The organism is Streptomyces apricus (assembly GCF_008369065.1).
In the GTDB taxonomy this organism is placed as follows: domain Bacteria; phylum Actinomycetota; class Actinomycetes; order Streptomycetales; family Streptomycetaceae; genus Streptomyces; species Streptomyces apricus.
Map to the genome: position 1 here is coordinate 1 of NZ_VDFC01000032.1, position 11,412 is coordinate 11,412.

10 protein-coding genes are annotated in these 11,412 nt (G+C 72.1%); 4 read left to right on the forward strand and 6 right to left on the reverse strand.

Annotation, left to right across the window (positions count from 1 at the left end; translation table 11 throughout):
- Positions 1-2,204: AbfB domain-containing protein (locus tag FGF04_RS10680; RefSeq protein ID WP_149511050.1), on the forward strand; the 2,204-nt coding region annotated here is incomplete at its 5' end.
- Here FGF04_RS10680 and FGF04_RS10685 read toward each other — a convergent pair.
- The 4 genes from FGF04_RS10685 to FGF04_RS10700 all read right to left on the reverse strand — a co-directional run bounded on the left by FGF04_RS10685 (position 2,093) and on the right by FGF04_RS10700 (position 5,326).
- Complete coding sequence (locus FGF04_RS10685; protein WP_328596284.1) at positions 2,093-2,896, reverse strand: LamG domain-containing protein; 804 nt, start codon at positions 2,894-2,896, stop codon at positions 2,093-2,095. The genes FGF04_RS10680 and FGF04_RS10685 overlap by 112 nt on opposite strands.
- A gap of 99 nt (positions 2,897-2,995) precedes the next feature.
- Positions 2,996-4,015 carry an alpha/beta fold hydrolase gene (locus FGF04_RS10690; RefSeq protein WP_149511051.1) on the reverse strand — a complete coding sequence of 340 codons (1,020 nt, stop codon included), beginning with the start codon at positions 4,013-4,015 and terminating at the stop codon, positions 2,996-2,998.
- Positions 4,015-4,257 (reverse strand): acyl carrier protein, encoded by a 243-nt coding sequence (locus FGF04_RS10695; protein WP_149511052.1) that lies wholly within the window; start codon positions 4,255-4,257, stop codon positions 4,015-4,017. Before FGF04_RS10695 ends, FGF04_RS10690 begins: the two co-directional genes overlap by 1 nt.
- Positions 4,258-4,261: 4 nt before the next feature.
- Positions 4,262-5,326, reverse strand: a complete 1,065-nt coding sequence (locus FGF04_RS10700; protein WP_149511053.1) for a beta-ketoacyl-ACP synthase III — start codon at positions 5,324-5,326, stop codon at positions 4,262-4,264.
- A gap of 215 nt (positions 5,327-5,541) precedes the next feature.
- Here FGF04_RS10700 and FGF04_RS10705 point away from each other — a divergent pair, with 215 nt between their 5' ends.
- Positions 5,542-6,768: a hypothetical protein gene (locus FGF04_RS10705; RefSeq protein WP_408055603.1), complete on the forward strand. Its 1,227-nt coding sequence runs from the start codon at positions 5,542-5,544 to the stop codon at positions 6,766-6,768.
- 73 nt (positions 6,769-6,841) lie between these two features.
- Here FGF04_RS10705 and FGF04_RS10710 read toward each other — a convergent pair whose 3' ends face one another.
- The gene (locus FGF04_RS10710; protein ID WP_149511054.1) at positions 6,842-7,609 is read right to left on the reverse strand and encodes a TetR/AcrR family transcriptional regulator; all 768 of its coding nucleotides are present in this window, start codon (positions 7,607-7,609) and stop codon (positions 6,842-6,844) included.
- Between the two features lie 246 nt (positions 7,610-7,855).
- Between FGF04_RS10710 and FGF04_RS10715 the strand changes: the two genes are divergently transcribed.
- Positions 7,856-10,093, forward strand: coding sequence for an MMPL family transporter (locus tag FGF04_RS10715; protein ID WP_149511055.1), 2,238 nt, complete (start codon positions 7,856-7,858; stop codon positions 10,091-10,093).
- 119 nt (positions 10,094-10,212) lie between these two features.
- On the opposite strand, the gene FGF04_RS10720 is transcribed toward FGF04_RS10715, so the two are convergent.
- Positions 10,213-10,821, reverse strand: a complete 609-nt coding sequence (locus FGF04_RS10720; protein WP_149511056.1) for a TetR/AcrR family transcriptional regulator — start codon at positions 10,819-10,821, stop codon at positions 10,213-10,215.
- 159 nt (positions 10,822-10,980) lie between these two features.
- Here FGF04_RS10720 and FGF04_RS10725 point away from each other — a divergent pair.
- Positions 10,981-11,412: alpha/beta fold hydrolase (locus FGF04_RS10725; RefSeq protein WP_149511102.1), on the forward strand; the 432-nt coding region annotated here is incomplete at its 3' end.

Genomic DNA, 11,412 nt, shown 5'->3' on the forward strand with positions numbered 1-11,412 from the left:
CCCCCATGACCACCCCCTGGACGAACCAGGTCCCGGTCGACAAACCGCTGCCGGAGTACCCGCGCCCGCAGCTCACCCGCCCCGACTGGGCCAACCTCAACGGCATCTGGGACTTCGCGGTCACCGCGGCGAACGCCGGCCAGCCGGCCTCGTTCACCGAGCAGATCCGGGTGCCCTTCGTCGCCGAGTCCGCGCTCTCCGGCATCCAGCGCAAGATAACCCAGAACGACAAGCTCTGGTACAAGCGCACCTTCACGGTCCCCGCGGGCTGGAGCGGCCGCCGCGTGCAGCTCAACTTCGGCGCCAGCGACTGGCGCACGACGGTCTGGGTCAACGGCACGCAGGCCGGCGCCGCGCACAGCGGCGGCTACGACTCCTTCTCGTACGACATCACGAGCCTGCTCAACGGCGGCACCAACACCGTCGTCGTCTCCGTCCTCGACCCGACGCAGACCGGTGGCCAGGCGGTCGGCAAGCAGCGCATCAACGACGTGGCCCCGCACCCGGGCGGCGGCATCTTCTACACCGCGGCCTCCGGCATCTGGCAGACGGTGTGGCTGGAACCGACGGCCCCGGCGCACATCACCCGGCTGGACATGGTGCCCGACCTCACGAACAACACCCTGAAGGTCACCGTCAGGGGTGACGGCGTCTCGGGACAGACCGCGCGGGTGACCGTGTCCTCCGGATCGACCACGGTGGGCAGCGCGACCGGCGCCGTCGGCAGCACCTTCACGGTGCCGGTCCCGAACCCCCGGCTGTGGACCCCCGAGGACCCGTACCTGTACGACGTGAAGGCGGACCTGCTCTCCGGTTCGGCCACCGTCGACTCCGTGGGCAGCTACACCGGGATGCGCTCCGTGGGGATCGCACGGGTCGACGGCGTGCTGCGCCCCGTCCTCAACGGCAAGTTCGTCTTCCAGACCGGCACCCTCGACCAGGGCTACTGGCCGGACGGCATCTACACCGCGCCCACCGACGACGCCCTCAAGTACGACCTGCAGAAACACAAGGACCTCGGCTTCAACATGGTCCGCAAGCACATCAAGGTCGAGCCGCAGCGGTGGTTCTACTGGGCGGACAGGCTGGGGCTGCTGGTCTGGCAGGACATGCCCGCGATGGACACCCGCACCCCGGACAGCGCCGCCCGCACGCAGTGGGAGGCCGAGTACGACCGCATCATCGACCAGCACCGCAGCTCACCGTCCGTGGTGATGTGGGTGAACCAGAACGAGGGCTGGGGACAGTACGACCAGGCCCGTATCGCCGACCACGTGAAGGCGTACGACCCCTCGCGGCTGGTGAACAACATGAGCGGCATCAACTGCTGCGGCGCCGTCGACGGCGGCAACGGCGACGTCCTGGACCACCACGTCTACGTCGGACCCGGCACCACCGTGCCCAGCGCGACCCGCGCCGCCGTCCTCGGCGAGTACGGCGGACTGGGCTTCAAGGTCTCCGGCCACGAGTGGTACCCGGGCGGCGGCTTCAGCTACGAGGACCAGGCCGACCAGGCACATCTGAACAACCGTCTGGTCGGACTCATCGACGCCCTGCGCGAACTGCGCCTGCCGGCCGGTTTGTCGGCCTCCGTCTACACGGAGATCACCGACGTGGAGAACGAGGCGAACGGGCTGCTCACCTACGACCGGCAGGTCGTCAAGGTGGACGCCGCCCGCCTCCAGGCCGCCAACCGCGCCCTCATCGAGGCCTCCCGGTCACCGGCCACGCCCGTCACCCTGCCCGCCAACCAGTACAAGTCCCTGCGGGTGACCACTGCGGGGTACACCGACCGCTACCTGCGCCACCGGGACGGCGCCGCCTACACCGACGTGGTCGACGCGAACAGCGCCGGCCTGCTCAAGAACGACGCCACCTGGAAGGTCGTGCCGGGCCTCGCCAACAGCTCCTGCTACTCGTTCGAGTCGCGCAACTACCCCGGTGAGTACCTGCGTCACCGCGAGTACCGCGTGTACAAGGAGTCGGGCAGCGGGGCCGTGTTCCAGGCCGACGCGACCTGGTGCGCCGTGCGCGGCGCGGGTGGCGGCGTACGGTTGTCGGCGTCGAACTTCCCCGAGCAGTACCTGCGCCACTACAACGCCGAGTTGTGGCTGGCCACCCCGGGCGGCTCCCATGCCTGGGACAACCCCGCCTCGTTCACCGAGGACACCACCTGGGCCGTCGAAGCACCCTGGGCCCCCTGACCGGGCGCGGGGGACGGTGGCCTTCCGGGGTCACCGTCCCCCGCCGGGCGGCGTACGAGCAGGTGCTCCACGGCGTACGACATCTCCTCGGTCCCCGGATCGGGCGGCGGGTGGTAGCGCCCGGCGCAGACCGAGAGGTTGACGATGAGGTGGGCGTGCCAGCGCCGGCCGACGCCGCGCCGGTCGGCGAAGGTCTCCTCGCCGTTCACCCACCAGACGACGGAGCGGGCGCCGAACTCCACCCGCAGCTCGACGTGCCCGCCGGGCCGGACGGCGTCGTCGCGGTGGTAGAGGTGCCCGCCGCGCACGTGGTTGGAGAACTCCAGCAGGTCCGGGTGGTCGGGGTGGTACTCGAACACGTCGATCTCCTGGCCCCCGTCCCGCCAGGTCCAGACGGCTGGCCAGGCGCCCACCTCGGTGGGCAGGCGCACCCGTGTCTCCAGGACGTCCCCCGTGCGCAGGAGGAAGCCCTCCTCGCTCCCCTCGGTGGTCAGCAGGCCCGTGTCCCACAGGCCGTCCGGCCGCCTGGTGGCGCGGAAGGTCCCGGCGCGGGAGTAGGCCGGGTCGGAGACCAGGTGGTCGAGTTTGTCGTCGGACGGATTGACCGGGCCGCCGTCGGGATAGGCCCACGAGCGGCCGGCCACCCACTGGCTGTGCGAACGGAAGTCGGCCGTGAAGACGACGTCGGACACGGGCCTGCTCCTCAACTGGTCGGCGAAGGCGTGCTTCCGCGGACCGCGGAAGCGACGATCTCACGCTCCGTTACTCCCCGGCCCGCCGCCGCTCAAGCGTCAACCGACCTCGCAGCGCCGGGAACAACCCGAAGGGGTGAACCCGGCCGGGGTGTCGCGCCCGGGGTGTTCCGGTGCGGTCGCGTAGGGCAGGCCGTCGAGCGGCAGGTCGGTGAGGAACCGCAGGACCAGGTCGGCGTACTCGGCTTCCCGTTCGAGGTGCACCATGTGGTCGGCGCCGTGGACGAGGAGGAAGGTCGAGTCCGTGATGGCGGCCGCCACGGCACGGTTCTCGTCCGGCGTGCTGACGTCGTCGTGCTCGCCGGTGAACACCAGCGCGCGCACCGCGTCGAGGGCCGTGGCCGGCAGCGGGTCCGCGGCGCGCAGCCGCTGGTGGCAGACCGCGTGGCGGCGGGCCTCGGCCGGGGTGATCCGGGCGAACTGCCGGTGCAGCATCCGGGCCACGGTGGGGGCCTGCGCGACCCGGTCCCGGGCACCGGTGTTGAGCAGCGTGGCGACGGCGCGGGCCGCGATCTCGTCCGAGCCGGCGGCCGACAGGCTCCCGTCGGTGTCGTCCGCGAGCGCGGCACGGGCCCGCCACACCTGCTCGCAGTCGGACACCAGGCGCGGGTTCATCCGGTGCGTGGCGCCGGCCAGCACGAGCCGCGCGACCGCCGCCGGCCGGCTCAGGGCGGCGCGGTAGGCGATCGGCGCGCCGTACGAGGCGCCCAGCAGGTTGACCCGGTCGAACCCGAGCCGGTCGGCGACGGCCAGGGCGGCCTCGGCCAGCGCGTCGAAGCCCTGTTCGGCGGGCAGGTCGTCGGCGGTCCCGACCCCGGGGAGGTCGACGAACACCAGGGGCATGTGGTCGCTGAGCCTGCGCTCCAGCCGGGGCCAGGCGTACATGTCCTGCAGCGCGCCACCGAGCAGGAGCAGGGGCTCGGTGACCGGCGGGCGGTCCGAGGTGATGACGCGGCAGGCGTAGCGCAGGCCGCGCCACCGCAGCGGGACGAGCTCCTCCCGGGTCCGCTCCGGCGCGTTCCAGCCGGGCGGCTCCCACGCGGCGCGGGTGCCCGGCATCACCGGCTCCCGGCGGCTCGGCTCGCGATGAGGTCGGCCAGGGCGGTGACGGTGGGGGCGCGCGAGAGTTCGTCCTCGGTGAGGAACACGCCCATGCGGTCCTCCAGTTGCATGGACAGCACGGTCACGGCCATGGAGTCGATGCCCGCGTCGGCCAAGGTGGCGTCGGCGGTGATGGGGGCAGGGGGCAGCCCGGCCTGGGTGGTGAGGATGCCTTTGAGTTCTTCGAGCACGTGCTTCATTTCCTTACGCTCCTGGGCGGACGGGTCCTTGCAGCTCCGCGGTGACACCCGGGGGCCACACGAGCGTGGTGGCCGCCCAGGCGAGTCCGCTGCCGAAAGCCACAACGAGCACGCGGTGCCCAGGTTTCAGCTGACCCGCGTCCGCGGCGTGGGCGAGCAGCAGCGGGACGGAGGCCGCGGCGGTGTTGCCGACGGCCGCGATGTTCGAGGGGGTGCGCTCGGGCGGGATGCCGAGCGCGTCGGCGACGGAGGCGGCGATGCGCCCGTTGGCCTGGTGGACGATCAGACGGTCGACCTCGTCGAGTTCCCAGCCCGCGGCCGCGACCGCGTCCTGGGCGGCCCGGGCCATACGGCGCACGGCGTGCCGGAACACCTCGTTGCCGCGCATGTGGACGAAGAAGTCGCCCGCGGGCGCGGTGTCCCGCCGGTGGCGCTCACGGGCCCCGCCCGCCGGGATGACGATGGCGTCCGCGAGGGAGCCGTCGCTGCCCCAGACGAAGGGGCCGAGGCTCCCGTCCTGGCCCTCGGTCCCGGCCTCCAGGACCACGGCTCCCGCGCCGTCGCCGAAGAGGGGCGCCGTCGCACGGTCGTCCGGGTCGATGATGGCCGACATCGTCTCCGCGCCCACGACCAGGACCCGCCGGGCACTGCCCGCGCTGATGAGGCCGGCGGCCACGCCGGAGGCGTACACGAAGCCGGCGCAGCCCGCGGTGACGTCGAAGGCCATCACGTCGCGCAGCCCGAGGCGGTGGGCGACGGAGGGCGCGGTGGCCGGGCAGTGGTGGTCCGGTGTGGTCGTGGCGAGGACCAGGGCGTCGACGTCCGGCACGCCCGCCGACCGCATCGCCCGCCGCGCCGCCTCCAGCGCGAGGTCGCCCGTGGACACCTCGGGGTCCGCGCGGCGACGCTCCTCGATACCGATCCGCTCGCGGATCCAGGCGTCGCTGCTGTCCACCCGGGCGCACAGTTCGTCGTTGGTCACCCGGCGGGGAGGGAGATGGGAGCCCACACCGGTCACCACGGCGGTCGGTCCGGGTGCCCTTTGGAGCTCCGCGCTCGAAACAGTCATTCACCAAGCGTACTTGAGTGGCGGCGGAGAGTTACCGGGGTGCCGGTGATCCCGTGCGCCGGGAGTGCGGTGAGTGGCCGGAGCGAGGATGAAGGGGGGACGGAGCGAGAGGTTCGGGGCGGAACAAAACGTCATCGAGTGGTTCATATAGGCTGCGCGGGCTGCTTTTTGTAGTCTTGCCCCTCAGCCTCGTTCCCGCCCAGGAGAGCCGCCCCGTGACCGTAGTGACCACTCAGCCCGAACCGTCCGTCCCGTCCGCCGACCAGGTGCCCGGCCAGGTGAGCGCGGAAACCGGGGAGTTCTGGGTCGAGCCGGCGGAGTCCGCCGACGAGGCCCCGGCGGACGCCGCCGAGACGACCGACAAGGCCGAGGGGACGGGCGGAACCGGCGAGGGCGAGAACGAGGGCGAGAACGAGGGCAAGGACGCGACCGAGGAAGACACGCCCGGTGACGTGCACGCCGATGTCGCCCAGGACGCACGCGAGTTCGGGGCGTACGTGCGGGCCGGCGGCTGGGCGTTCGCGCTGAAGGTGGCGCGCAGCGTACGGCCCGGCGGTGAACTCCCGGGAGAGACGGCGAAGGTCTCGGCCAAGGGCTTCGCCGAGCTGGCCGGGTGCTCGCCCGAGCGGGTCATGCGCTACTACAAGGCGTGGGACAAGGCGGCCGACGACGGTCTCGTCCCGTACTTCGAGGCGCTGGCCCCCGGGCAGGAGGTGGTGCTGCCGGACTCCGACGTCTGGCACGCGTACTACGTGTCCCGTTCCGGTGCGGGCTCCGAGCGGGGCGCGGCGATCAGCGCGGCGGCCGAGGCCGAGGGCATCCGGCCGACGAAGGCCCTGGAGGTAGCCGAGAACCCCACCGCGCTGCGGGCCGCGATCCTGGCCGACCCCTCCACCGCGCAGGCGGCGCGGGCCGCGCTGCTCGACCGGCTCCAGGAGGATCCGGCGCTGCAGACGGAACTGGCCCGTGACATCGCCCGCACCGACGGCCTGAAGAAGGCGGTCGCGACCGAGACCCAGGCGGCCGGCCGGATCGGCTACGTCCGCCAGATCGTGGAGAACGGGCAGGTCAAGACCCCGGCGGGGCAGACCATCGACGCTCCCGCCGAGCTGCGCGCCGAGGCCGAGCGCCATCTCTCCCTCATCGACGAGCTGGACGCGGGCGAGGACACCAGCGAGTGGGCCTCCGAGGCGTACGACTCCGTGAAGGACATCGTCGCGCAGACCGTCCAGGCCGACCCCGAACTGCGCCTGCAGGAACGCCGTACGAAGTTCTACAGCAGCCTGACGAAGGCGACCAAGGTCTTCGAGGAACTGACCTTCGACGACGTCGACGACCTCGACACCATCTACGAGGACGACATGCTGCAGCGCCTGGAGGAGCTCCAGGAAGCCATCACCACGTGCATCACGGCCCTGCGCAAGGCGGCGCCGGGCGAGTGAACACGCGCGCGCGGCCACTCCGTTCCACGACGGAGGGGCCGCGCGCCGTCATGTCCGAACGGCTCGCGCGCGCTCACCCGGTGGCGCTCGCGGCGCCCGCCGTCCCGTCCCCGGCGGGGGCGATCCGGCGGTGGACGTCCTCCACCAGGTTGCGCATCGACATGCGGAAGACCTCGGCCTGGTGGTCGCCGAGGAACGAGGTGTGACCGAACACCTCCAGGACCACCATGCCGTGCATGTGCCCCCAGGCGCTCATGAGGAGGGCGGTCGCGGCCGACGGCAGCCTCCGCCCGTCCGCGGACGGCAGGTGGTCCAGGTACTGCGTGAACGACGGCGACAGGTCGGGGGTCTGGGCCGCGGCCAGCTGGGCCTCGGTGAACCTGCCGAACAGCTCCCGCTCGAAGATCGTGGACATCCGGCGCATCGCCTGCGTCGTCGGGCCGTCGACGGGGGCCGCGTAGTAGCGCAGCGGTGTCCCGTAGAGGAGCTGGAACAGCTCGGGGTGCGCGATGGCCCAACTGCGGTACCCCTCCGTGGCGAGGACCACGCGCTCCACGGGCGAGTCGTCCCCGGCGGCGTCGACGGCGGCCCGTACGGCCTCGGCCAGGGCGTCGTACGCCTTGGCTATCAGGGCGGTGACGAGGTCGTCCCGGCTCGGGAAGTAGTGGTAGAGGGCCTGCACGGTCATCCCCAGGCTGCGGGAGACCGCGCGCAGGGACAGGGCCGCGGGCCCGTCCTCGGCGATCTGGCGCTCCGCGGCCTCCAGGATCTCCCGCGCGGCGGCGGCCCACCGCCGCTGGCGCAGGGTGGGCGGGGCGGTGGCATCTCGGTCGGCGGTCATGCCACGACCGTACGTCGCCAACCCGGTGCGCGCAGCCCGATGTTGAATGCTGTTAGGAAAATCTAACACTGCCAAATCTTCTGGCGTCTCACTAACGTCGGCACGGCGACGACATGCGTGTCATCTCTCGCGCCGGCCCCTCGCACGGGGTCCGCGACGGCATTGCGCCATCGGCCCCGCAACGGCCGCGCGACGGCGGCGGAGGCATCGCGTCGTTTTCATGCTGGGACCCAAAGGAGACTGTCCGTGTTTGAACGCATAGCCGAGTTGGCGATCCGTCGCTCCCGGCTCGTACTCGTCGTCGCCGTCGTGGCGCTGGCCCTCATGGGTGTCGCAGGCGCCGGCGCGTTCGGCAAGCTGCTGGGGGGTGGCTACGACGACCCCGCCTCCCCGTCCAGCCGTGCCGCGAAGGTCATCGACGAGAAGTTCGGCGGGGAGACGAACCTGGTCCTGCTGGTACGCGCCGAGAAGGGCCGCGTCGACGCCCCCGCGGCGGAGAGGGACGGTCGGGCGCTGGTGGCCGACCTCAAGAAGGACGAGACCCTGCAGAACGTGATCTCGTACTGGGACACGGACAGCACCGACCTCCTCTCGAAGGACGGCCGCGAGGCCATGGTCCTGGTCCATGTGAAGGGCAAGGACATCGAGCGCGACGAGAACGCCACGGCCGTCATCGACGCGTACTCGGGCCCGTACGAGGAGTCGTTGACGATCGAGGCCGGCGGCGGCGCCGCCGTGAACAGCGAGATGGGCGAGCAGTCGGAGAAGGACCTGCTGCTGGCCGAGGCCATCGCGGTGCCGCTGACGCTGCTGCTGCTCCTGGTCGTCTTCGGCAGTGTGGTCTCGGCCCTGCTGCCGCTGGTGATCGGCATGTTCGCCATCATGGGCACGTTCGCGGAGCTCTTCCTCCTCGGCAGCGTCACCGACGTGTCGATCTTCGCGGTCAACCTGACCACGGCGCTGGGCCTCGGTCTCGGCATCGACTACGCCCTCCTGATGGTCAGCCGGTTCCGGGAACAGCTCGCGGGCGGCGCGAGTGTGGACGACGCCGTCCGGCGCACGGTGAGCACGGCCGGCCGGACGATCGCGTTCTCCGCCGCGACGGTGGCCGCCGCGCTCGGGGCGCTCATGGTGTTCCCGCAGTACTTCCTGCGCTCGTTCGGGTACGCCGGTGTCGGTGTCGTCGCCATCGCGGCCGTCAGCACCCTGTTCGTCATGCCCGCCCTGTTCGTCGTGCTGGGGCACCGCGTCAACAGCGGGCGGCTGCCGTGGGCCAAGGCCAGGCCGTCCGGCGGCCGGATGCCGCTGTGGGGGCGCCTCGCCCGTACCGTCATGCGGCGGCCCGTGCTCACCGCGCTGCCGGTGCTCGTGGTCCTGCTCGCGGCGGCCAGCCCTCTGCTGGGCATCACCTTCGGCACGCCGGACGAACGCGTCCTGCCCGAGGACGCCCACAGCCGCCAGGTGTCCTCCGCGCTGCGCGACGACTTCTCCGGCAACGACGCCGCCGCCCTGCACATCGTCCTCGACGGGGCCGTGGACAAGGACCCGCTGCAGTCGTACGCGGTCACGCTGTCCGAACTCGAAGGAGTCGTCCGCGTCGAGGCGAGCACGGGGACCTACGCCGAGGGGCGCTCCACGGCGCCGGGTCCGGCCAACGCGGCCCTCGCCCGCCCCGACGCCCAGCAGATCAACGTGGTGAGCGGCCTGGCCCCGAAGTCGGACGCGGCGCAGGACCTGGTCGACGAGGTGCGGTCGCTCGACGCGCCCGCCGGGGTGAGCCCGCTGGTGGGCGGGACCGACGCGGTGCTGGTCGACGCCAAGGACTCCGTCGCCGACCGGCTCCCGCTCGCGGTGGCGCTGGTCGCGCTGACCACCTTCCTGCTGCTCTTCCTGTTCACCGGCAGCGTCGTGCAGCCGCTGCGCGCCCTGGTGCTGAACCTGCTCAGCCTGGGGGCGACCCTCGGCGTCATGACCTGGATCTTCCAGGACGGCCACCTGTCCTCCCTGCTCGGATTCACCGCGCAGCCGATGGACGTGTCGATGACCGTGCTGATGTTCTGCATCGCCTTCGGCCTCTCGATGGACTACGAGGTGTTCGTCACCAGCCGGATCAAGGAACTGCACGACCAGGGCGAGGACAACGAGTCCGCCGTGACCCACGGCCTCGGGCACACCGGGCGCATCGTCAGCGCGGCGGCCTGCCTGCTCGCGGTGAGCTTCTTCGCCTTCGGGACGGCCGAGCTGAGCTTCATGCAGATGTTCGGCCTGGGCAGCGGGCTGGCCATCCTGCTGGACGCGGTCGCCGTGCGCGGGGTGCTGGTACCGGCCGCGATGCGCCTGCTCGGGCGCTCCGCCTGGTACGCGCCGGGCTTCCTGCGCGCCTTCCACGGCCGCTACGGCCTCAGCGAGGGCGGTCCCGAGCCGGTGGCCGCCGCCGCGCCCGCGGCGGAGCGGCTCCCGGAGAAGAGCCCGACGGAGGTCTGACGGCGGCCGCATTGCGGCACTCCCCGTACATCAGCACCAGGGCGGTACAGAGAAGGGCCCCGTCGGCCACGGCCGGCGGGGCCCTTCCGGTGGCAGTGACCGGCAGAGGGTTTCCGGCGCTACGTCGCGGTCGGGGCGAGCGCCGTCCGGGTCAGCGCCACCGCCGTCCCCACCGCGCTGGCGACGGCCTCCTCGGGGTCGAGTCGGCACAGGTCTGTGAGGACGAACAGCGCCTCGGCGCTGACCACCACCGCCAGACCGCGCTTGAGCTGGGCGAACGCGTCCGGGTCCGACGCTCCGAGCGTGTCCTCCAGCGGGCGCAGCGCCTGATCGATGAGCCCGAAGCGGATGCCGGGACGCGCCGCCACCGACTCCGGGCGGGTGACGGTGGCGGCGATCATGGCCCGTACGGAGCCCTGCCGGGCGAGGATGCCGCGCAGCAGGAAGTCGCAGGCGAACGCGATGCGTTCGACCGGGTCGGTGGAGTCGGCGACCGGTGCGAGCGCCTGGTCCGGGGGCGGCCAGGCACCGGCCAGCGCCTCACTGATGAGTGAGGGGAGGTCGGCGAAGTAGCGGTAGGCGGTGGCTTCGGAGACCAGGGCCGCGCGGGCGATCGCCGGCATCGTCACATCGCCGCCCGTCTCGATCAGCTCCCGGGCCGCCGTGAGGATCGCGGTCCGCGTGCGCAATTTCTGGTTGGTGCGCCCGGCGCCGTCCGGCGTCGCCATGCTGCGCCTCCCCTTCTCCGTGCCCTGTCGTCGACACCCCGAGGATAACAGCGAGTACTCACCATGAGAGTGGACTTGCACGAAGACACCCGACTTCCCTAATCTCCTGAGAGTCGCCTCTCACAAAGGGGCGCGGCACGCCGACGCGAGGAGCACCGCATGACCAGCAGCACCCACACCCTTGAGCTCGGGCCCCATGCCCTCGACGTCACGGTCGACGTGCAGGGGCAGGAGGGCCGCCCCTTCCTGCTGCTGCACGGGGGCGGCGGCCCGCAGACCGTCACCCCGTTCGCCGCGCTCCTCGCCGAGCAGCGGCCGGCCAGGGTCCTCACCCCCTTCCACCCGGGGTTCGGCGGCACGCCGCGGCCCGAATGGCTGGCCGACGTACCGGCCCTGGCGCGGGTCTACGCCCGGCTGCTCGACGCACTCGACCTGCGGGACGTCACCGTGGTGGGCAACTCCATAGGCGGCTGGATCGCAGCCGAACTGGCCCTGCTGGGCAGCGAGCGGGTCGGCGGCGTCGTCCTCGTCAACGCGGTCGGCCTGCGCGTACCGGGCCACCCCGTGGCCGACACCTTCCCCCTCACCCCC